Raw genomic sequence first — 21,437 nt, forward strand, 5'->3', positions numbered from 1 at the left:
TGCGCGCGGTAGCCTTCGACCCATCATGTTGATCACCCTGCTGAGGACCTACCTCACCCCCTACCGGCCCCAATTGGCGGCTGTGCTGGTCCTCCAGCTGATCTCGGTTATCGCGATGCTCTATCTCCCGAGCCTCAACGCCGACCTGATCGACGACGGTGTCACCAAGGGCGACATCGGCTTCATCTGGACCACCGGCCTGTGGATGTTGGCGGTGAGTTGCGTGCAGATCGTGGCCTCGTCGGCCTCGGTGTACTTCGGCGCGCAGGCCGCGATGGGGGCGGGCCGGGACATGCGCGGTGGCGTGCTGCACCGGGTGGAGACGTTCTCGGCCAGGGAGGTCGGGATGTTCGGCGCGCCCTCGCTGATCACCCGCTCGACCAATGACATTTCGCAGGTCCAGCTGCTGATCGTGATGTCGGTGACCATCCTGGTGATGGCGCCGATCATGTGCGTGGGTGGCGTGATCATGGCGCTGCGCGAGGATCTGGGACTGTCGTGGTTGCTGTTGATCGCGGTGCCGGCGCTGGCGCTGTCGATGGGCACGATCGTGGCCAGGATGGTGCCGGGGTTCCGGCAGATGCAGGAACGCATCGACGGAGTGAACCGGGTGATGCGCGAGCAGATCACCGGCATCCGGGTGGTGCGCGCGTTCGTGCGCGAACGGCAGGAGATCTGGCGTTTCGGCATGGCCAACACCGCGCTGACCGACGCGTCGCTGCGGGTGGGCAAGCTGATGGCGCTGATGTTCCCGACCGTGATGTTGATCAGCAATCTGACCGCGGTCGGGGTGATCTGGTTCGGCGGACACCATGTCGACAACGGCACGATGCAGATCGGCTCGCTCACCGCGATGCTGTCGTACGTCATGCAGATCCTGATGGCCGTGATGATGGCCTCGTTCCTGGCGATGATGGCGCCCCGCGCTGCGGTGTCCGCGGATCGGATCGGGGCGGTGCTCGAGACCGAGTCATCGGTGCGTCCGCCGCGACTGCCGCAGCCGTTCAAGGGTGACCCGGCCACGGTCGACATGCAGTACGCGGAATTCGCGTATCCGGGTGCGGAGAAGCCGGTGCTGCGCGGGATCCGCTTCCAGACCACGCCCGGCACGACCACTGCCGTTGTCGGTTCGACCGGTTCCGGCAAAACCACGCTGATCAACCTGATCCCGCGCCTGATCGACGTCACCGACGGTGCGGTCTACGTGGGCGGCACCGACGTGCGACACCTGGACCTCGAATTGTTGCGCAGCGGAATCGGATTGGTGCCGCAGAAGGCGTACCTGTTCTCCGGAACGATCGCCACGAACCTGCGCTACGGCAAGCCCGACGCCACCGACGAAGAACTGTGGCACGCGCTCGAGGTGGCCCAGGCGGCCGATTTCGTGCGGGAGATGCCGCAGGGTCTGGACACTCCGGTCGCCCAGGGCGGCACCACGGTGTCGGGTGGTCAGCGGCAGCGGTTGTGTATCGCGCGGGCGCTGGTGCGCAAGCCGCGGATCTTCCTGTTCGACGACTCGTTCTCCGCGCTGGACGTGGCCACCGACGCCCGCCTGCGCGCCGCGCTGAAGCCCGAAACCGCCGATGCCTCGGTGATCATCGTGGCCCAGCGCATTCAGACCATTCGCGATGCCGACCAGATCGTCGTCCTCGAAGACGGCGCGATGGTGGGCATCGGCACCCATGACCACTTGATGCAGCGCTGCTCGGAGTACCGCGAGATCGTCGAGTCCCAACTGAGCGCGGAGGAAGCCCGATGAGGCCAGGTGGACCCGTACCCGGAGCTCCCGGTACGAAGGCCAAGTCGTTCCGCCCGTCGCTGAAGCGACTGCTGAGCAGGCTGGCTCCGGAGAAGTTCACGGTCGGGGTGATCGTCGCGCTGGTGATCACGTCGGTGGTGCTGAATACGCTGGGCCCGTGGCTGCTCGGCAAGGCCACGAACCTGGTGTTCGACGGCTTCGTGGGCAAACAACTCGAACCGGGGCTGACCAAGGACCAGACGGTCGAGCTGCTGCGCCGCCAGGGCGAGACCACCCGCGCGGACATGCTGTCGGCGATGAATGTGATTCCGGGCACCGGGATCGACTTCGACGCTGTGGGCCGGGTGCTGATGATCGTGCTCGCGCTGTATGTGGCCGCGTCGCTGTTCGGCTGGTTGCAGGGGTACCTGCTCAACATCGTCATCAACCGGACCGTGAAGCGCCTGCGCGACGAGGTGGAGCAGAAGCTGCACCGCCTGCCGCTGCGCTACTTCGACACCGCACCGCGCGGTGACGTACTCAGCCGCGTCACCAACGACGTCGACAATGTCTCGCAGAGCCTGCAGCAGACCATGAGCCAGCTGCTGGTCTCGCTGTTCACCGTGATCGGCATCCTGATCATGATGTTCTGGATCTCGCCGCTGCTGGCGCTGATCGCGCTGCTCACCGTGCCCGCCGCGATCGTGGTCACCGCGCAGATCGCCAAGCGCTCCAAACCGCACTTCGTCAACCAGTGGAAGTACACCGGCGAAGTGAACTCCTCGGTGGAAGAGGCCTACACCGGCCACGAGATCATCACCGCGTTCGGCCGCGGCCGCGAGGTCGGCGCGGAGTTCGACAAGCGCAACCAGGACCTCTACGACGCCAGCTTCAAAGCACAGTTCATCTCCGGGCTGATCATGCCCGCGATCATGTTCCTCGGGAACGTGAACTTCGTGTTCATCGCGCTGGTCGGCGGACTGCGGGTGGCCACGGGCAACCTGTCGCTGGGCGAGGTGCAGGCGTTCATCCAGTACTCGCGCCAGTTCAGTCAGCCGTTGACGCAGATCGGCGCGATGGCGAACCTGCTGCAGTCCGGCGTGGCCTCGGCCGAGCGGATCTTCGAGATCCTCGACGCCGAGGAACAGAGCCCCGATCCGCTGGTGGAGAACAAGCGTCCGGTGGACCGTGGACGGGTGGAGTTCGAGGCGGTGTCGTTCGGCTACGACCCGGAATCGCCTGTCATCGAACGACTTTCGCTGGTCGCCGATCCGGGCCACGTGGTGGCCATCGTCGGGCCGACCGGTGCGGGCAAGACCACGCTGGTGAACCTGCTGATGCGCTTCTACGAACTCGACGCGGGCACCATCGCCATCGACGACATCGACATCACCACCATCTCGCGTGACCACCTGCGCTCGCGCATCGGCATGGTGCTGCAGGACACCTGGCTGTTCAAGGGCACCATTCGCGAGAACATCGCCTACGGCAACCCCACCGCTTCGGAGGAGGAAATCCTCGCCGCGGCGCGGGCTGCGTATGTGGACCGGTTCGTGCACTCGCTGCCCAACGGGTACGACACGGTCATCGACGAGGAGGGCGGGGGTGTCAGTGCCGGCGAGAAGCAGCTGATCACGATCGCGCGCGCGTTCCTGGCCAAGCCATCGATCCTGATCCTGGACGAGGCGACCAGCTCGGTCGATACCCGCACCGAGTGCCTGGTGCAGCACGCGACCGCGGCCTTGCGTCGCGACCGCACCAGTTTCGTGATCGCGCACCGGCTTTCGACGATTCGCGACGCGGATCTGATCGTGGTCATGGACAAGGGCCGCATCGTCGAACACGGGACGCACGAACGATTACTCGCCGAGCGTGGGGCCTACTACGACCTGTACAACGCCCAGTTCGCGGCGGCTCAGTAATACAACGCCCAGTTCAGGCCCGTCATCGCGGGCCTGGCAACATGGACGGGTGGCTGATCGCAGCGAGTTCTCCTTTGACGTAGGCACCCGACTGGACGGGGGTCGGCACGGTCGTACCGGCGTGATCTCCACCCCGCACGGTGAGATCGCCACGCCCGCTTTCATTCCGGTGGGCACCAAGGCGTCGGTGAAGGCCGTGCTGCCGGAGACGATGAAGGAGATCGGGGCGCAGGCGCTGCTGGCCAACGCCTACCACCTGTACCTGCAGCCGGGGTCCGACGTGGTCGACGAGGCCGGTGGGCTCGGGAAGTTCATGAACTGGCCGGGGCCCACCTTCACCGACAGCGGCGGGTTCCAGGTGATGTCGCTGGGGGTCGGGTTCAAGAAGGTGCTGGCCATGGAGGCCGTGGGCGTCCGGTCTGATCAGGTGATCGCGGCGGGCAAGGAGCGGTTGGCCACGGTCGACGACGACGGCGTCACCTTCCGCTCGCACCTGGACGGTTCCAAGCATCGGTTCACCCCCGAGGTGTCGATGGGGATCCAGCACCAGCTGGGCGCGGACATCATGTTCGCCTTCGACGAGCTGACCACCTTGATGAATACCCGTGGCTACCAAGAGAAGTCGTTGCAGCGCACGCACGAATGGGCGCAGCGGTGCGTCGACGAGCACGAGCGCCTGACCGACCTGCGCAGCCACCGGCCGTACCAGGCACTGTTCGGAGTGATCCAGGGCGCACAGTATGAAGACTTGCGGCGCAAGGCTTGTCGCGAGTTGGAGACGATTCGCGGAACCGGCGGAACAGGATTCGACGGATACGGCATCGGCGGGGCTCTGGAGAAGCACAACCTCGGCACGATCGTGGGGTGGTGCTGCGACGAGCTGCCCGAGGCCAAACCGCGGCACATGCTGGGGATCAGTGAGCCCGAGGACATGTTCACCGCGATCGAGAACGGGGCCGACACGTTCGACTGCGTGAATCCGTCGCGGGTGGCCCGCAACGCCGCGATCTACGTGGACGAGGGCCGGTTCAACATCAACACCGCCCGGTTCAAACGCGATTTCCGGCCGATCGACGACACGTGCGACTGCTACACCTGCGCGCATTACAGCCGGGCCTACCTGCATCACCTGTTCAAGGCGAAGGAGATGCTGTCGGCCACGCTGTGCACGATTCACAACGAGCGGTACACGATTCGGCTCGTGGATCGGATCAGGGCCAGCATCGAGGACGGCACCTTCGACGAGTTCAAGAAGGAGTTCCTGGGGCAGTGGCGGGGGCGGATCAAGGTTCCGGGGGAGTAGCGCTGGATCCGCCACCCGCACTGGCGCACTAGTCGTGCAGGGCGGCGGCCTTCGCCGGAGCGTAGGACGGTTCGGTCTTCTTCAGGACGGCGATCAACCGGTAGGTGATCGGCATGACCAACACCTCGCACAGGGTCTTCCACACGAAGCCCACGATGACGTAGTTGATGAACGACTGCCAGGTGTTGATGCCGATGGCGGTGGCGGCGATCGAGCAGAAGATCAGGGTGTCGGCGAACTCGCCCACCACCGTGGAGCCGATCAGGCGCGCCCACAGGTGCTTTTCCTTGGTCCGTTCCTTGATCATGACCAGGGTGGCGGAGTTCAGGAGTTGGCCGACGAAGTAACCGGCCAGGCCTGCCAGGACCAACTGGGGCGTGGTGCCGAGGACCGTGCGGAAGGCTTCCTGGTTTTCGTAGAAGCCCGCGGCGGGCAGGTTGATGGCCACATAGAAACAGCCCACGGTCAGCAGCAGGGCGCCGAAGCCGGTGTAGATGGCGTGGCGGGTGGCGCGGAAGCCGTAGACCTCGCTCAGCACGTCGCCGAGGATGTAGGCCAGGGGGAACAGGAAGAAGGCACCGTCGGTGGCGATCGGCAGGATCTGCAGCGGGCCCAACATCACCGAACTGTCGGTGAAGAACTCCACGCCCTTGGTGGCGCAGATGTTGGAGATGATCAGCGTCGCGGTGAAAACGGCGACGATTACCGGATAGAACCCCCGCGCAACCTGGGCGAATGCCGCATGGTCCGGCGCGGGGTGCCCAGATTGAGCAGTTTTTTCGAGCGAGTTTGCATCAGTCACGAGGCCTATTCTCCCAAGCTGACGATGCGTCACGGTGGGCGGTTGTGGAATACGCTGTCGGTATGACGAATCCTGGCGATTCCGACGAGTGGTGGAAGCAGTACGGCGGTTCCGGTGTGACGCCGGAATCCGGCGCGCCGGGTTCGGTGCCGCAGCATCCGACCGCGCAACCGTCGCAGCCTTCGAACTATCCGTCGTCGCCGCAGTACTCGCAGCAGCCGGCGCCGCCCTCCACGCCCCAGTATCCGCAGCCTTCGCAGCCGCAGTACCAGCAGCCGGGGTATCCGCAGCAGCCTGCTTACGGGCAGCCGCCTGCTTACGGTGGGTATCCGGGCGCGGGTTACCAGCCGTACGGGCAGTACCCGCAGCCGCAGGGCACCAACGGGTTGGCGATCGGTGCCTTGATCGCGTCGTTGGTCGGTCCGTTCACCTGTGGCCTGGGCTCGATCGTCGGGATCATTCTCGGTGTGCTCGGGGTGAATCAGATCAAGGAGCGTGGCGGTGAAGGTCGCGGGCTGGCAGTTGCGGGAATCTGGATCGGCGCACTGTCGATACTGGCTGTGGTCTTGTACTTCGTATTCCTCTTCGTCGTCATAGGCACCTCTTCGTCGTCATAGTTGCGACGGGGCGAGCCGGACGCGCAACTTGCGTCGGCACGAACGACGAAAAAGGGGCGCTTCCGGAATTCGGAAGCGCCCCTTACGTTTTCGTCAGGTGAAGAGCATCAGCCCTTGACGACCTGCGTACCGCCGGCGAACTTGTCGTTCCAGCCCTGCTTGTTCGGGTCGTTGTTGATGGTGACCGCGATGTAGATCGCCAGGCCGGTGGTGACGAGACCACCGAGGCAGTAGACCACCAGCGGAGCCAGGAAGATGTTGCGCTTGAGCGAGGCTTCCGGGGTGAGCTTCGGGGCGCCACCAGGGGCGAGCACGCGCAGTCCGAGCAGCTTCTTGCCGATCGTGGTGCCCTGGGTCACTTCGAAGCCCACGTTGTAGCCGACATACGCCAGGCCCATGATCAGCCAGACAATGATGCCCGCCATGATCGGGCTGTCCAGCAGCGCGAAGCTGATGGCCATGTTCACGAAGAACATCGGGATGCCGATGATCAGGCCATCGATCACGCGCGCGCCGAGGCGAACTCCCAGGTCGGCAGGCATCACGCCGCCGAAGCCCTGCTGACCGTACCCGCCCTGCTGACCGTATCCGCCCTGCGGGAACTGCTGCTGCTGCTGACCGTACGGATCCTGCCCGTAAGCAGGCTGCTGCTGACCGTAGGGATCGGGCTGTCCGTAACCGGGCTGGGGCGCCCCGCCGTGCGCAGGCTGGCCGTAAGGCTGCTGCTGGCCGTAGCCGGGCTGCGGCTGCTGCTGGCCGTAGGGGTCCTGGCCGTAGCCGCCGGGCTGACCGCCCTGCGGGTACTGGTTGGGTTCGTAACCACCGCTGGTCATAATCTCAGTCCTCGTATTGATCTTCTAGATCGGTCGATGCGTACGTTACGGACATCCTTCGGGTCGGAACAACCCGATGGGCTCGAGTATCCATGGTTTCGTGGGGATGCGTGCGGGGTCGAAAACTTCGCGCAGCGCGGCGGTGGTGCGTGCGGTGTAGCCGAGTGAATCCGCGATCGCCGCGACCACGTCCTCGGGTGTGTTGCCGAGGGCTAGTTGATCCGAAAGACTCACGGCCCCATCACGTTTCGCCAGTCGCTTGCCTTCTTCGTTGAGCACCAGCGGGACGTGCGCGTAGGTCGGAACGGTGAGTCCGAGCAGTGCGGCGAGGTAGGCCTGGCGCGGGGTCGATGGCAGCAAGTCATCGCCGCGAACCACCTGGTCAACACCCTGCGCGGCATCGTCGACCACGACGGTGAGGTTGTAGGCCGGGATGCCGTCGCCGCGTCGCAACACCAAATCGTCTACGGCGCCGCGATATCGGCCGTGCAGCGCATCGGTGATCTCGTATTCGGTCACGTCGGCGCGCAAACGTAGTGCGGCGACACGTCCTTCGGCTCGCCGCTCCGCGCGCTGGGCCTCGGTCAGCTCACGGCAAGTGCCGGGATACGCACCCATCGGCCCGTGTGGCGCGGTGGCGGCCTGCTGGATTTCCCTTCTGGTGCAGAAACATTCGTAGGTACGCCCGGCGGCGGTGAGCTCGGCGACGGCGGCCTCGTAAACAGGCAGTCGATCGGACTGATAGACCACGGGGCCGTCCCAATCGATGCCGATCGCGGCGAGGTCGTCGAGCTGACGTTGCGCGGCACCGGGTCGCACGCGATCCAGGTTGTCCACGCGAATCAGGAACTCGCGCCCCGTAGTTCGCGCGAACAGCCACGCGAGAACCGCAGTGCGCAAGTTCCCCACGTGCAGTTCCCCCGACGGGCTCGGGGCGTAGCGGCCCGCACCTCGGCGCTCGCGTGGGCCGTGGCCCGACGTGGTCGGCGCGTTGTGGCTGGTCGGGCCGTCCGAATTCGTTGGCACCTGGCGAATCCTAGGCGGGGGTCACACACAGCCGCGTGCGCAACCGCCGCTCGTCGATGGACTCACCGGCGTCGAGCGCGTCGACCAGTTCCCGCGCGTGCGCGATCAGCCCCGCGCGGTCGACATCGTGCTGCTGGGCATTCGCCGGATACGCCTCGAGTCGCTGCCTCGCGCGGCGCAGTAGGGTACCCGCGCCCTTGGCATTGCCGCGCTGAATGTGCGTGAGCCCCACCGCATATTGGGCAAGTCCCTGCCAGAGCATCCGCTCGGCAACCGCCCCGTTCTTCCACGCCGCCTCCAATACCTCGTGGGCGTTGAAAGCCAATCCGTCGTCCAGCAGTTGCTGAGCGAAGGTGAGAGTTTGCTGGGGGTCGAGCTCGAGGTCGTCGGGGATTCGGGCGACTCCGACACTGCCCGGGGGCAGCGGTCGGCCGAGTCGATCGCGGGGGCGGTCGCTACGGGCACGACCTGCGGCGTCACGGTCACGGGAGATCATTCCTCCATGATCCACGCCCGGGCCCGATGGTGCGCATGTGACTGCTGAGGTACTCGAGAATTTGACGTATCACGGACCAATCACATGGAAGTAAATCCCGATGTGTGACCCCCTTCGGGAATGGGTAAGGACCCCCGGCAATGCCTCCGCAAACGGCAAGCTTCGCAAGGTTGGCAAAACGATATGAGAAAGCAAATTCTCTTCCGCAACATTGCGGAAGACCTGCTAGTGTTTCTTCCGCGGGGGCAGCCCCCGGAGCTGGAAACACCTCCATGAGCTGGTTCGTGCCGGTCGGTTGCGCGCGCCGTGTGGCAGTGCCGTGTGTGCCACGAAGTAACTCACCGGTCGCGCCGGATATCGCCAATGTTCGTTACGAATCCAGGAGTTCTCCCTCTTCTCGATGAACCAAAGGAGCAAGTGCCGTGAAAGTTGATGTGACCGACGCTGTGTGGCGGAAGAGCACCTACAGCGGACCCGATGGGAACTGCGTCGAAGTGGCCTTTCTCGCCGGCGGCGATATCGCCGTTCGCGACACCAAGGACCGTGGCCGTGGACCCGTGCTGGCCTTCGGTCCAGGGCAGTGGCAGGCCTTTCTAGCCGATGTCAACGCGGGAGAGTTCGCACGCGGCTGATCCGCTGATGCGCCTCGAGCGGGCAATACCGGCCCCGGGTCGATACGGACTCGGGGCCTTCTCAGGGACCTACGCGGGGTGGCCTATCGTGGCGCAATGACCTCGATGGCCGCGCGGGACGCGACGATGTTCTGGCTGTCGCGCCGCACCGCCAACGACGTGTTCCTGCTCTACTGTTTCGCCGAAACCGACACCGCCGCTGATGAACTGCGAGCGTTCGTCACTGCGCGGGTCGAACACATTCCCGATCTGCGGATTCGACTCCAGCGGATACCGGGCGACCTCGCCTATCCGCGGTGGGTTCCGGCCGAATTCATGTCCCAGCAAATCGTGCACCACCAGCCCGACGGGCTGTCGTGGCCCCTGCTGCTCACCCGCATGGGCGAACTTCTGGGAACCGGCGTCGACGCGACCGAATTCCCCTGGCGCATCCATGTTTTCCGCAGGGTTCGTGACGCACCGCAGTCCACGGAGCCCGTTGTCGTGGTGCTGCTACAACTTTCGCACGCGCTCGCCGACGGCACCCGCGCCGCCGCCATCGCTCGCGCGCTGTTCGCGCCCGCGGCTGACCCAGTTGTCCACACACATCCCGGTGTGTCTGTGGATAACTCGGCAAAGCCCCCGGTCGGACCAGCCAAAACCCGTGCACAGCCTGTGGATACCTGTGGACAAACCTGTGGATGGATTGCGAACCATGCAAATCCGAGATGGCTTGGAGTGCTGCGGTTTCCCCGGCAGGTGGTGACCACGGCGTGGCGCGGGCGGGCCGCCTACCTCGCGCAGCGGAAACTGGCGGAGCTCACCGCAACCGGTGAGGTACCGCCGCCCACAACGGGTTTCGCACCGTGCGCGCTCAACCCGACATCGCCGGTGGTCGACCGCGACGTGCGAATGCTTGTCATCGATGCGGACGACTTCCGCATACCCGGCAAAACCGTCACTGTTGTTGCACTGACGGCGATTTCGCGAGCTTTGTCCGACTATCTCGCCGAAAACGGCGAGCGCCCAGCACGTCTGGGCACCGCGCTCCCGATGGCACTCCCGACGCAGAGCACGTCCCGCAACAACTACCGCGGCCTGTCCATCGACCTGCACATCGACGAACCCGACCTGCGCCTTCGCGCGGAACTCATCGCCGACGATCTCACTACCCGCCGCGAGCGAGCACTGAATCCCCTACTGTCCGCACAGGATCGAGTCGGTGAAACCGTCCCGTCGGTCCTGGCAGCCCGCGACGTGCAGCACGCCGACCTGGACAACGTCCCCGCGATCCTCGACGGCAACACCGTGGTCTCCAGCGTCTACCGCGGCCCGACCGACCTCACCCTCGCAGGCGCTCCTGTGCTGTTCACCGGCGGTTTTCCGGCGCTCGGCACCGTCATGCACCTGACCCACGGCATCCACGGCATCGGCGAAACCATCACGCTGTCAGTACATTCCGACCCGAAGGTCGTGCCAGATCCCGACCGCTACCTGCAACTACTCGCGCACGCGCTGAAAACCGTCGTCGCCGCCCACCGCTAAGCCGACTTCGCCCGATTCAGTTCGGCGCCCACCGCGAGCAACGCCGAGTGCAGGGCCGTCGCCGCATCGGTACCGGCGGCTTCCCCTTCGATCACCCCGACGATCCGAAACGGACAGAAATACCCAGTCCCGTTGTCCCCCTCGTGCGGTCGCCCGATCTCGATCAGCGGACCGTTTCGATTCGCGGACGCGATGGCCGCCGCCAGTGCCGCATCGGCCGCGCGCGGATCGCGTCGATGGATCACCGGCACACCGGATTGCGCGTGCACACGCTCGTACCAGGCGATCACTTCGAAAGTAGCCGCGCGCGTACCGGTTTCGTAGTGACCCAGCGCGGCCCTGCTGTACGGCACGCGAGTGGCCAACGCCGCCAGCGACAATCCCGCTTCTTCTCGCAATCGCCGCAACCGAGCTCCGACGATGCCGTTCCCCTGCTCGCCCCGACTGGACATGGACCCATCGTAGAGAACTGTAGACGTTTGTAGACGCTTTTTGCTGTCCAAAAGGTCTTGACGGCGACCATACTTTTCGTGGCGGCTTCGTGAACACCATACCGCGCCACCTTTGTCAGCGACGACGAGTTCGGAGGGTCTGATGCAGATCTACGCGTGGATTGCCGTGGGGCTGTTCGTGTTCGGGGCGCTGACCCGGCGCCTACTACGTCAGGCCGGACGCGTCGGCCACGATTCGACAGTGCCGTCGGTCCGCAACATCTCCGCCAGCAGCTTCTCGGCTTCGGACTTCTCCCGCGCGAGCACACTCCAGCCGCGCAACAAGCCGTCGGGGCCCGACTTCGTCGTCCACGAGCCGACGGCGTGAGCGCCTTGGGGATGCAGCGAGTAGTAGATGGTGCCGACCGGGTAGGCGATGTCCATGCCGCGCACCCAGCCGGTGAGCGCGTCACCGTCCCACACGCGCATCTCGCCGCGCATCTGCGTGGTCGGATCCGCCTCGGCGACAGGCGTTTCGGCAGCGGAATCGAGCATGAGGTGGTCGCCTTCGTGCCGGATGTCCACCGCCGTTACCTCGACCTCGTCGCGGTGGTTCGCCGGTTTCTGCCAGGCTGCCCACCACCGTCCGGCCAGGTCGACCCGGTTGTCCACAATGCCGGCCAGCTCCGCCAGCGACACCTGCAGCGCGTCGGCCAGGCGGACCGCGACCGGCAGCGTCGGCGATTGTTCCTCGGACTCGTACCTGGTGATCTGGCGCGAGCTCACCCCGATCGCGGTGGCCAGTGCGGGCTGCGACAGCCCGAGCAGCCTGCGCCGCTCCTGGATCACCTTCCCCGTCCCGGTGTTCATACAGTCATCGCCTCCATCGCCTGCCCCTCCCGTCACACCCTGCTGGACACACCGGACCCGCCGACCTCGCGCGCCGCGCTCGCGGGTCACGAAGACCGCTGGCGCGTCGCCCATGCCGACTGCCTGGCCGATTCTTCCATTTCTTCGCTGCAGCAGGCCCGTTTCGTGATGACTGAGCACAATGACTGCGGTCCGCGCTGTCTGCAACACCTGGCGGCGATGGCCTACAGCACCGGCCTGATCGAGGACATCTGAGCGCCGATACCAGGTCAGCGGCCCCGACACGTTGACGAACTGATTGCGAGAACGCGAAGCCGCTGCCAACGGCTATACCGTCGAGGTATGAGTGCGGACCCACTGGCGGAAGGCGATGGCGCCACAATTCTCGAACGCCCGAGTCTGCGACATCGATGGTGGCGACTGCGTCGACCGTTCCTGTTGCCGTCGCAACGCGCCACCGCCGACAACATCGTCGCCGCGCCCACCCCGCTGCAGCCGATCGACCTCGCCGACGATGCCGAGGTCGCGCAGGTACTGGACTTGGCCGTGCGGGTGGGCGAGGTCGTGCTCTCGGCGGGCACCGGTGTCGCGGACACCACCGCGCAGGTCCGTTTCATCGCCTCGACCTACGGCCTGAACAGTTGCGATATCGACGTCACCTTCGACGCGATCCGCATCTGGGCCGACCGCGGGCCGCGACTCCCACCGGCCAGCGATATGCGCGTGGTGAAGTACCGCTCGCTGGACTTCACCCGACTGGCCGCGGTCGACCGCCTCACCCGCCGCATCCGCAGCCAGATCGTGCCCGTCGACCAGGCGCACGCGGCGCTGGACGAACTCATCTCCTCCCGGCACCCGTACCCGCGTTGGGTATCCACGTTGGGCTGGTCGCTGCTGGCGGCGGCGATCGCGGTGCTGCTTGGCGGTGGATTCCTGCTCGCCGCAATCAGTTTCGCCACGACAGCGGTGATCGATGTGGTGAACCGGGTGCTGCATCAGCTGGGTCTGCCGCTGTTCTTCCAGCACATGATCGGCGGGATCGTCGCCGCCACCCCGGCCATCGCGTTGGCCGCGTTCAGCGAACACTGGCGTGCCGACGCCGCGCTGATCGTCGCCGCGGGGATCACCGTGCTGCTGTCGGGTCTGCAATTGGTGGGTTCGGTGCAGGACGCGATCACCGGCGCCCCCGTCACCGCCGCCGCCCGCATGCTCGAAGTGGTGATGATGACGGCGGGCATCGTCGCGGGTATCGGTCTGGCCCTTCGTATTTCGACGATGATCGGCATCGCGGTGCCCGAGATCGCGGCCGACGCCGGACGTGACATCCAGTATCTGCCGATCAAACTGGCCGCCGGTGCCGTCGCGTCGATCGCGTTCGCGCTGGCCTGTTACGCCGAGCGACGGGCGCTGGTCGCGGCCGGACTCAGTGGTGCGGGCGGCATCATGGTCTTCCTCGGCGCCCAGTACATCGGCTTCGGGCCGGTGGTGGCGTCGGGTCTGGCCGCCACGCTGATCGGTCTGGCCGGTGGTCTGATGGCGCGTCGCGCGCTCACGCCGCCGTTGGTGGTGGCAGCGGCCGGGATCACGCCGCTGCTGCCGGGTCTGAAGGTGTACCGAGGGTTGTATGCCCTGCTCGAGGACGAAACCCTGTTGGGCTTCGGACAGATCCTCGGGGCGTTCGGTGTGGGCTGTGCGCTGGCCGCGGGCGTCATTCTCGGCGAATGGTTCGACCGCTTGTTGAGTCGTCGCGGTGCACCGCGCGACTTCGACCCGACCTACACCAGCGACCGCTGACTAGATCTGCACGAGCATCCGGGGCCCGTCGGCTGCCTTCTCAGCGGGCGCCGGGTCCTGGATGCGCGGCTTGCCCGCCGCCCAGCGCATATGGCTGCGGGCGGCCGGTGCCTCGGTGGCCGCGGGGATGACCAGCAACGCCAGCGCGGCGCCGTTGCTGCCGACCACGTGCATGATGCGCGCGGCCTGATCGTTTTTGGCTGTGTTGTTGTGGGCTGTGTTGTCGTCGCCGGATTCGCTGGAGGTCCAGTCGAACCCGAGCCGGGCCAATTTGCCGATGCGCGGCGCGACCGCGGCGACCAGCTGGTGCAGTTCGGTCATCGGCTGGTCGGTTCGTGGCCACCAGGCGCCGTCGATGGGCCCGGTGGTGGCTGTGCGGTCACGCAGCATCAGCCGGATCGGCCCGGACACGTCGCGCCCGATGCTCGTTTCAGGTGATGTATTCACTTCGTCTTCGTCTTCCTGGTTTTGTTCGATCGATGCCTCTTCGTGGCTGTCGACCGGCGCGGTCCTGTTCTCGGACGCGCGCGAAGGTTGGGTACCCATTGCACTGTGTCGGCACGCACATAGGTGGGAGGTGCGGCGACGACGGCGTGTGGGTGTGGTGGGGGTCTCCCGCACCGTCGGGGCTCACTCTACGGATGCCCACTGACAGATCCACCGATTAAACGAACAGGGCCCCGATCGGCGAACCGATCAGGGCCCTGCTGTTGCGGAGGATAGGGGATTTGAACCCCTGAGGGCGTTAACCCAACCCGCGTTCCAGGCGAGCGCCATAGGCCACTAGGCGAATCCTCCGTGGAGCAGCATAGCGGGTGACCGGGGGTTTACGCCAAACCGCCCCCGGGACAGGCATCTGACCTGCTACTTCTTCAAAGCTGCCATGGCCTTGCGGACCTGCGATTCCGCGGCGGTGGCCATCGAGGCACGGTCGTAGGAGCTCATCGTGGACACCTCGATCTGCACCTTCACCGAGATATTGCTGTCGATCGCGGCGACGGTGTAGATGTACCGGTTGGGAATCGAGCTGTAGGTCTGCTGCTCGCTCGCGAAATACGCCTCGGTGCCCAGGCCGCTCACCGGGCCGTTCTCGTAGCCCTTGCCGGTGGTCTTGGTGTCGGAGTTCTTCCATCGCGCGTAGTCCGATTCGCTGCCGGAATCGGTTTTGAACTGCACGTCCAGCGACAGGCTCGCCGAGTTGCCGTTGCGGCCGGAGTCCTTGTTGTCGGCGTCGCAGTCGTAGGAGCCGCCGCCGATGTACTCGTAGGGCGGGTGCTCGGTGTGGGTGGTGGTCTCGCGGGTGGTCGACCACTTGTTCAGCACGGTCAGGTCGACCAGTTCGCAGGCGTTCTTGCCCTCGCGATACTCGTAGTTGCCCGCCCACTTGTCCGAATCGGGGCCGAACGCGTCCTCGGCCTTGTTCGCGGCGAAGGCGATCAGGCCGACCACCAGCACGCCGACCACCGCGATGGAGCCAAGGACCCACCACAGGGTCTTGTTGCCGCCACCCGACGACGGCGGACGCGGCGGTGCGCCCCAGGGCTGCTGCGGGGGAGTCGGGCCGTAGCCGCCCGCTTGGGGAAACTGCTGCGGCGGATAGGGCTGGGGGTTCGCGCCGCCGCTCTGATAGGGCTGCGGGTTCGCACCGCTCTGATACGGCTGCGGGCTGCCCTGGTACGGCGAGGGCGGCGCGGTGTACGGCTGCGGGTTGGCGCCGCTCTGATACGGCGAGGGCGGTGCGGTGTAAGGCCCGGGCGCGCCGATATTGCCGCGCAGCACCGTCGGATCGGCCTGCGCCGGATTCTGTCCCGCGCCCTCGCCCGGTCGTTCCCACCACGCGACGGTCGGGTCGGACGGCGGAACACCCTTGCCTGGCGGTTGTTGATTCGGGTCGGTCATGCTCGAACCCCCCTCTGCGTCTGCGTCATGGGGAACGGACCCCCCCGGCTACCGATATTCGGATAGATCGTAGCCAGCATCACCGACAGTGCGGCGACTATACGGCTGCGTACACTGCGAGATCGGGTGGCAATCCAGGGATATGAGGTGACACACATCGTGGGAACCGCACGAACGCCCAAGGTCAGATGGGTCGAGGAAGGTCTTGCGGTGCTCGCGTCCTCGGGTGTGGACGCCGTGCGAATCGAGGCGCTGGCCAAGCGCATCGGCGTCACCAAGGGTGGGTTCTACGGCTATTTCGCCGACCGCGACGCCCTGCTGACCGCCATGCTCGACGCGTGGGAGAGCGAGGCCACCGAGCAGGTGCTCGAACGCGTGGCCGACCTAGACCCGAAGACCAAGGCGCGGGTGGCCGGCCTGCTCACCTTCTCCAGTCATCGACTGCTGCCCATCGACCTCGCGATCCGCGACTGGGCCCGCCGCGACGACGCGGTCGCGCAACGTCTACGCCGCGTCGACAACACGCGAATGGCGTTGCTGCGCGAGACGATCGGCACGTTCTGCGACGATCCCGACGAGGTCGAAGCCAGGAGCCTGCTCGCCTTCTGTGCCACCATCGGCGCGCACTTCCTGGCCGCCGACCACGAGGGCCGTACCCGCATCGAAGTGCTCACCCGTGCCGCGGACCTGCTGTTCGAACCCTGAGATCGCCGCCTGTCCGATTAGCCGCTACACTGGCCGACGGATCCCGCGCGGCGAGCATCCTGTGAACTCCCCCAGGGCCGGAAGGCAGCAAGGGTCAACGGGCTCTGCCGGGTGCGCGGGGTCCCCTTAATTTCTGGGGATCCCCCTTCGGCTCACGCACCTTCGCAGCGTGCGAGCCTGATCCGGGGCACATACCCCGCCGATTCCGATCCGCCGCCGGGTAGCCTTGCGGGTGTCAGCACGCACGGCGTGCGCCCACCTTGCTGCTTCGAAAGGCTGCCCAGGATGCCCCGGCAAACGCAGATCGGTTTGATGAGCCACGCGGAACTCGTGTCCGAACACGAGTCCCAGACCGCGAATTACGCGACGCTCAAGACCGAGAAGCTCACGCTGGATCTCACCCGAGGCAAGCCCTCACCGGAACAACTCGCGCTGTCGGATTCGCTGCTGTCACTGCCCGGCGACGGCGACTTCCGCGACGGCACCGGCGCCGACTGCCGCAACTACGGCGGCCTGAACGGTCTGCCCGAACTGCGCGCGATCTTCGGCGAACTGCTGGGCATCCCCGTTGACCAACTGCTGGCGGGCAACAACGCCAGCCTCGAGATCATGCACGACCTGATCGTGTTCTCGATGCTGTACGGCACCCCCGACTCCCCGCGCCGCTGGGTCGACGAGCCGATCAAATGGCTGTGTCCCGCACCGGGTTACGACCGCCACTTCGCCATCACCGAGGCACTCGGCATCGAGATGATCACCATCCCGATGCTGCCCGACGGCCCCGACACCCACGCCATCGCGGCCCTGCTGGCCGACGACCCGCAGATCAAGGGCCTGTGGGCGGTGCCGAACTACTCCAACCCCACCGGTGTCGTGTACTCCGAAGACGTTGTGCGCGAACTGGTTTCGATGCCCGCCGCGGCGCCGGACTTCCGGCTGTTCTGGGACAACGCCTACGCGGTGCACCCGATCACCGACACCGCGGCGCCGGTGATCGACGTGCTCGGCCTTGCCGCCGCGGCCGGTAACCCGAACCGTCCGCTGGTCTTCGCGTCGACGTCCAAGATCACCTTCGCGGGCGCGGGCGTGAGCTTCTTCGGTGCGTCCAAGGCCAACATCGACTGGTATCTGTCGCACGCGTCGAAGAAGAGCATCGGCCCCGACAAGCTCAACCAGCTGCGGCACCTGCGCTTCTTCACCGACGCCGAGGGCGTGCGCGAGCACATGCAGAAGCACCGTGCGCTGCTGGAACCCAAGTTCGCGCTGGTGCGCCGCATCCTCGAGGACCGCCTCGGCGCCTCGAAGGTGGCGTCGTGGACCGAGCCCAAGGGCGGCTACTTCATCAGCCTCGACGTGCTCGACGGCACCGCCGCCCGGGTGATCGCCCTGGCCAAGGACGCCGGCATCGCGCTCACCGCCGCGGGCTCGGCCTTCCCGTACCGCAACGACCCCGACGACAAGAACATCCGCATCGCCCCCAGCTTCCCGCAGCTGCCGGAACTGGAGAAGGCGATGGACGGGCTGGCGACCTGCGTGCTGCTCGCGGCCACGGAGAAACTGCTCGACCAGGGATAAAGTCGAACCCATGACCCGCACGCTGTGCCTCGCGCAGGAACCCGAGGCGGACGAACTGCTCAGCACCGACGATTTCGCGCTGCTGCTGGGGATGTTGCTGGATCAGCAATATCCGATGGAGCACGCGTTTCGTGGGCCGCGCAAACTCGCCGACCGGATGGGCGGGTTCTCGCTGCGGCAGATCGCCGACGCCGACCCGGCCGAATTCGAGGAACTGGCCGCGACACCGCCCGCCATCCACCGGTACGGGCGCTCGATGGCCCGGCGCGCACAAGCGTTGGCGCAGTACGTGATCGAACACTATGACGGGGAGCCCGCGGCGATCTGGACCGCGGGCGACCCCGACGGGAAAGAGGTGCTGCGCAGGTTGCAGGACCTGCCGGGGTTCGGGGCGCAGAAGGCCAAGATCTTCCTCGCGTTGCTGGGGAAGCAGCGGGACGTGCACCCGAACGGGTGGCGGGAAGCCGCCGGAGCCTATGGCGACGACGGGTCACGGCGGTCGGTGGCGGATGTGGTGGACGCCGAGACTTTGACTCAGGTCAGGGAATTCAAGAAACAGGCCAAGGCGGCTGCGAAGGATTCGAAGTGAACTCTTAGTTAAGATCCGGCTGCTTTTTTCCCTCGTCTGCGCGAACGATCTGCTCGAAGCTTGCCCTCGAACAGCTCCACCGACTGATGAGGGATTGGCACGTTATGAAAATGAGGAAGCTCGCCGTGGTCGCGGCGCTCGTGACCCTGGCAACCGGTGCGGGCGCGGGCACCTCCGTGGCGACCCCCGAGGTCGACGCACCCGTGAACTTCACCGCCGCGGAAGTCGACGGCACCTCCGTGATCACCACCGACGCCGGGTCTCTGGTGGTCGAAGACGGCGCCTTCAAGGTGAAGGCCGCCAACGGCACCACCATCGCGGCCACCCCGCTGACCTTCCGCCTCGACGACTACGAATTGCCGATCGCGGCGCACATCGCGGGCAACACCGCGACCCTGACACCGCAGCTCGACGTCGACAAGGCGGTCTACAAGCCGGTCGCGCTGCCGTTCGAGGACAAGGCGCCGTTCAAGTCCGAATACGACCGCGAGGTGGCGGCCTGGAGTCGCCTGACCAGCACCATCTCCACCGGTGCCGCGGTGGGCACGCTGGTCGGTGGGCTCACCGGCGGTGCGGTGGGCTGCGTGCTCGGCGGCATCGTCGGCGCGTCCGTCGCGGCGGCGACCATCGTCGGCCTGTTCGGGCCGTTCCTGCCCGCGGCGGCCGTCGGTTGCATCGGCGGCATCCTGGCAGTGGGAGCGCTGGGCACCCTGGCCGGTCAGATCTTCATCACCGCACCGGTCGCGATCGGCGCCGCCATTCAGTACTTCACCACCATCAACGCACCCTTCACCGCACCGGCCAAGTAGCCACGCGGTTCGTCAGCCCCTTCCGGAAGTTGTTTCCCGGGAGGGTTTTTGGCGTTTGTAGGGCGACACGCGCCGCATTACGCGCGCACCGAAACGCTGTGAGCTGGGGTTCGGTGTGCCGCACGGCACAATCCGCCGGTTCGGCTTGGATGGGTCCGGATTCGGTGTTAACTTGATTGTTATGTCCGGTAACCATCACACCGCCCAGCGGGTCACCTATGTGACCGCCGCTCTGGGCCTGCGGTTGCCGTTGACCCGTGAACTGTGTCGTTCCTGCCACTGCGGCTGAGTCCTTCCGACTCCTGCGCCGCCACGTCATACGTGTAGGCAATCCCGTTGCGACAACGGGATTTCAGCAAGGAACTTCCTATGTCTGCTCCCATTCTCGACCGCCCCCTCACTCGGACCGGCGGTGTCGTCCGTTCTCGCGTTTCGCGCCCTGTTGTACCCCCTGAGCTGCGACGCAGTGACAATCCGGCGGCCGCGGTGCTGCGAACCGCGGCCTCGGGTCCGGTGTCGCGTGACAATGCCGCTCGGGCAACGGGTTTGAGTATCGCCACGGTGAATCGTCAAGTGGCCGCGCTGCTTTCGGCCGGGCTGCTGCGTGAGCGGGCCGATCTGACCGCTGCCGGTGCTGTCGGGCGGCCGCGCGTGCCGTTCGAGATCGACCACGATGCCTATCTGACCTTGGGTATCCATATCGGTGCCGAGGCCACCAAGATCGTAGCCGCGGACCTGCGCGGGCGCATTCTCGGCGGGCTGGCCATCGCCACCCCGCAGACCGGGCAGGAATTCGCGGTCACAACAGTGGCCCGCAGCGCCAAGGCTTTCCTGCAGCGGTGGCACCGGCGCACGCCGCTGTGGGCGGGCGTTGCCATCGGTGGGCGGGTGGATCCGCAGACCGGGGTGGTGGACCATCCCAAGCTGGAATGGAAGGGCGCCCCGATCGGGCAGGTGCTCGGTGACGTGCTCGAGCTGCCGGTGTCGGTGGCGCCGCACGTCGAGGCGATGGCGGGTTCGGAGCTGCTGCTGCCGACCTTCGACGCCCGTCGGCCCGAGCCCGACACCGAACTTCCCGCTGCCCAGCACGGCAGCAGCCTCTACTTCTATGTGCGCGAAACCGCCGGTATCGCAGTCACTCTCGATGGGCGGGTGCACACGCCGAGCAACGGGCCGGGGTCGATCGCGCATCTGCCGACGGGGTCCGATGTGCAGTGCACGTGCGGGCGGCGTGGGTGCTTGGAAGTGACCGTCGGCGATCGAGCTCTGCAGGCTCGGGCCGTTGGTCGCGGAATCATCCCGGCGCACAACGGAACTGCGGGGACCACGATCAACGATCTGTATCGGGCGGCGGAGTCGGGGTCGGAGTCGGCACGGGAATTGCTGGCCGAGCGGGCCACGATGCTCGGGCAGACTGTCGCGCTGGTGCGGGACATGCTGAACCCGGACCGAGTTGTGTTGGGAGGGCAGGCTTTTACGGGGTATCGGCCTGCGCTGGGGCATGTGGCTCGGGCGTTTTCGCAGAGTACTCAGTTGGCGGCTACTGATATTCGGATCAGTGGGTTCGGGGGGAAGGTGCAGGAGTTCGCTGCGGTGGTTACTTCGCTGAGTGTGTTGTATGCGGATCCGTTGGCGGCTATGCGCCGGGTTTAGGGGTTGGGGCAGAGCCTCAGGGTTTGGCAGAGCCTCGGGGGTTTGGCAGAGCCTCGGGGGTTTGGCAGAGCCTCGGGGGTTTGGTGGTCCCCGGCGGTTTGTGTGGCAAAGCTGCAAGGTTTGGGTGGTCCCAGACTGTTTGAGGCTGTGTTTTTGGAGCGCTGGCGCGCTCGAGCGCGGCCCCTGAGGGGCCGCGAGTTAGCCACCGTTGCTTGAGGC

20 protein-coding genes, 1 tRNA gene and 1 other RNA gene are annotated in these 21,437 nt (G+C 66.1%); 13 read left to right on the plus strand and 9 right to left on the minus strand.

Features of this window, described 5'->3' with window-relative positions:
• The first annotated feature begins 25 nt into the window (after positions 1-25).
• Genes ACFWU5_RS25580 through tgt form a run of 3 tightly spaced genes read left to right on the plus strand, consistent with a single transcriptional unit; the run spans position 26 to position 4,963 of the window.
• Positions 26-1,759: an ABC transporter ATP-binding protein gene (locus ACFWU5_RS25580; RefSeq protein WP_379269291.1), complete on the plus strand. Its 1,734-nt coding sequence runs from the start codon at positions 26-28 to the stop codon at positions 1,757-1,759.
• Positions 1,756-3,660: an ABC transporter ATP-binding protein gene (locus ACFWU5_RS25585; protein WP_379269292.1), complete on the plus strand. Its 1,905-nt coding sequence runs from the start codon at positions 1,756-1,758 to the stop codon at positions 3,658-3,660. The genes ACFWU5_RS25580 and ACFWU5_RS25585 overlap by 4 nt, the downstream gene beginning before the upstream one ends.
• A gap of 49 nt (positions 3,661-3,709) precedes the next feature.
• Positions 3,710-4,963, plus strand: coding sequence for a tRNA guanosine(34) transglycosylase Tgt (tgt, locus tag ACFWU5_RS25590; protein ID WP_379269294.1), 1,254 nt, complete (start codon positions 3,710-3,712; stop codon positions 4,961-4,963).
• Positions 4,964-4,991: 28 nt separating this feature from the next.
• On the opposite strand, the gene ACFWU5_RS25595 is transcribed toward tgt, so the two are convergent.
• A complete protein-coding gene (locus tag ACFWU5_RS25595; RefSeq protein ID WP_379269296.1) occupies positions 4,992-5,765 on the minus strand; it encodes a queuosine precursor transporter in 774 nt (257 codons plus the stop codon).
• A 62-nt stretch (positions 5,766-5,827) separates the two neighbouring features.
• Here ACFWU5_RS25595 and ACFWU5_RS25600 point away from each other — a divergent pair, with 62 nt between their 5' ends.
• A complete protein-coding gene (locus tag ACFWU5_RS25600; protein ID WP_379269298.1) occupies positions 5,828-6,382 on the plus strand; it encodes a DUF4190 domain-containing protein in 555 nt (184 codons plus the stop codon).
• Positions 6,383-6,489: 107 nt separating this feature from the next.
• On the opposite strand, the gene ACFWU5_RS25605 is transcribed toward ACFWU5_RS25600, so the two are convergent.
• The 3 genes from ACFWU5_RS25605 to ACFWU5_RS25615 are packed head-to-tail and all read right to left on the minus strand — an operon-like array spanning position 6,490 to position 8,737.
• Entirely contained in the window at positions 6,490-7,215 is a 726-nt protein-coding gene (locus tag ACFWU5_RS25605) for an RDD family protein (protein WP_379269300.1), read from the minus strand.
• A gap of 45 nt (positions 7,216-7,260) precedes the next feature.
• Positions 7,261-8,241, minus strand: a complete 981-nt coding sequence (gluQRS, locus tag ACFWU5_RS25610; RefSeq protein WP_379246323.1) for a tRNA glutamyl-Q(34) synthetase GluQRS — start codon at positions 8,239-8,241, stop codon at positions 7,261-7,263.
• Between the two features lie 10 nt (positions 8,242-8,251).
• On the minus strand, positions 8,252-8,737 hold the full coding sequence (locus ACFWU5_RS25615; protein WP_379269301.1) for a DUF309 domain-containing protein: 486 nt from the start codon (positions 8,735-8,737) through the stop codon (positions 8,252-8,254).
• A 422-nt stretch (positions 8,738-9,159) separates the two neighbouring features.
• Here ACFWU5_RS25615 and ACFWU5_RS25620 point away from each other — a divergent pair, with 422 nt between their 5' ends.
• Both ACFWU5_RS25620 and ACFWU5_RS25625 read left to right on the plus strand, forming a co-directional pair.
• Positions 9,160-9,369: a DUF397 domain-containing protein gene (locus ACFWU5_RS25620; protein WP_379246327.1), complete on the plus strand. Its 210-nt coding sequence runs from the start codon at positions 9,160-9,162 to the stop codon at positions 9,367-9,369.
• Positions 9,370-9,465: 96 nt separating this feature from the next.
• A complete protein-coding gene (locus tag ACFWU5_RS25625; protein ID WP_379269303.1) occupies positions 9,466-10,893 on the plus strand; it encodes a WS/DGAT domain-containing protein in 1,428 nt (475 codons plus the stop codon).
• On the opposite strand, the gene ACFWU5_RS25630 is transcribed toward ACFWU5_RS25625, so the two are convergent.
• Both ACFWU5_RS25630 and ACFWU5_RS25635 read right to left on the minus strand, forming a co-directional pair.
• On the minus strand, positions 10,890-11,345 hold the full coding sequence (locus tag ACFWU5_RS25630) for a helix-turn-helix domain-containing protein (RefSeq protein WP_379246331.1): 456 nt from the start codon (positions 11,343-11,345) through the stop codon (positions 10,890-10,892). The two genes, ACFWU5_RS25625 and ACFWU5_RS25630, sit on opposite strands and share 4 nt — an antisense overlap.
• A 210-nt stretch (positions 11,346-11,555) precedes the next feature.
• Positions 11,556-12,194 (minus strand): helix-turn-helix domain-containing protein, encoded by a 639-nt coding sequence (locus ACFWU5_RS25635; protein WP_379246333.1) that lies wholly within the window; start codon positions 12,192-12,194, stop codon positions 11,556-11,558.
• 342 nt (positions 12,195-12,536) lie between these two features.
• Here ACFWU5_RS25635 and ACFWU5_RS25640 point away from each other — a divergent pair, with 342 nt between their 5' ends.
• Positions 12,537-13,988 (plus strand): threonine/serine exporter ThrE family protein, encoded by a 1,452-nt coding sequence (locus ACFWU5_RS25640; RefSeq protein WP_379246335.1) that lies wholly within the window; start codon positions 12,537-12,539, stop codon positions 13,986-13,988.
• Here the strand turns inward: ACFWU5_RS25640 and ACFWU5_RS25645 are convergent, their stop codons facing one another.
• The 3 genes from ACFWU5_RS25645 to ACFWU5_RS25655 all read right to left on the minus strand — a co-directional run bounded on the left by ACFWU5_RS25645 (position 13,989) and on the right by ACFWU5_RS25655 (position 15,887).
• Entirely contained in the window at positions 13,989-14,534 is a 546-nt protein-coding gene (locus ACFWU5_RS25645) for a DUF5994 family protein (RefSeq protein WP_379246337.1), read from the minus strand.
• Between the two features lie 167 nt (positions 14,535-14,701).
• Positions 14,702-14,786, minus strand: a tRNA-Ser gene (locus tag ACFWU5_RS25650).
• A 66-nt stretch (positions 14,787-14,852) separates the two neighbouring features.
• Positions 14,853-15,887: a hypothetical protein gene (locus ACFWU5_RS25655; RefSeq protein WP_379246339.1), complete on the minus strand. Its 1,035-nt coding sequence runs from the start codon at positions 15,885-15,887 to the stop codon at positions 14,853-14,855.
• A gap of 159 nt (positions 15,888-16,046) precedes the next feature.
• Here ACFWU5_RS25655 and ACFWU5_RS25660 point away from each other — a divergent pair, with 159 nt between their 5' ends.
• The 6 genes from ACFWU5_RS25660 (at position 16,047) to ACFWU5_RS25685 (ending at position 21,218) form a co-directional block, all read left to right on the plus strand.
• A complete protein-coding gene (locus ACFWU5_RS25660) occupies positions 16,047-16,592 on the plus strand; it encodes a TetR/AcrR family transcriptional regulator (protein ID WP_379246341.1) in 546 nt (181 codons plus the stop codon).
• A 35-nt stretch (positions 16,593-16,627) separates the two neighbouring features.
• Positions 16,628-16,722: signal recognition particle sRNA small type (ffs, locus tag ACFWU5_RS25665), an RNA gene on the plus strand.
• A gap of 155 nt (positions 16,723-16,877) precedes the next feature.
• Complete coding sequence (locus ACFWU5_RS25670) at positions 16,878-18,167, plus strand: aminotransferase class I/II-fold pyridoxal phosphate-dependent enzyme (protein ID WP_379269305.1); 1,290 nt, start codon at positions 16,878-16,880, stop codon at positions 18,165-18,167.
• A gap of 10 nt (positions 18,168-18,177) precedes the next feature.
• Positions 18,178-18,756 carry an HhH-GPD-type base excision DNA repair protein gene (locus tag ACFWU5_RS25675; protein ID WP_379269307.1) on the plus strand — a complete coding sequence of 193 codons (579 nt, stop codon included), beginning with the start codon at positions 18,178-18,180 and terminating at the stop codon, positions 18,754-18,756.
• A 104-nt stretch (positions 18,757-18,860) separates the two neighbouring features.
• Positions 18,861-19,565 carry a hypothetical protein gene (locus ACFWU5_RS25680; RefSeq protein ID WP_379246346.1) on the plus strand — a complete coding sequence of 235 codons (705 nt, stop codon included), beginning with the start codon at positions 18,861-18,863 and terminating at the stop codon, positions 19,563-19,565.
• 369 nt (positions 19,566-19,934) lie between these two features.
• Positions 19,935-21,218 (plus strand): ROK family protein, encoded by a 1,284-nt coding sequence (locus tag ACFWU5_RS25685; RefSeq protein WP_379269309.1) that lies wholly within the window; start codon positions 19,935-19,937, stop codon positions 21,216-21,218.
• The last annotated feature ends 219 nt before the right edge of the window (positions 21,219-21,437 follow it).

Source organism: Nocardia sp. NPDC058640 (assembly GCF_042716995.1).
Classification (GTDB): Bacteria; Actinomycetota; Actinomycetes; order Mycobacteriales; family Mycobacteriaceae; genus Nocardia.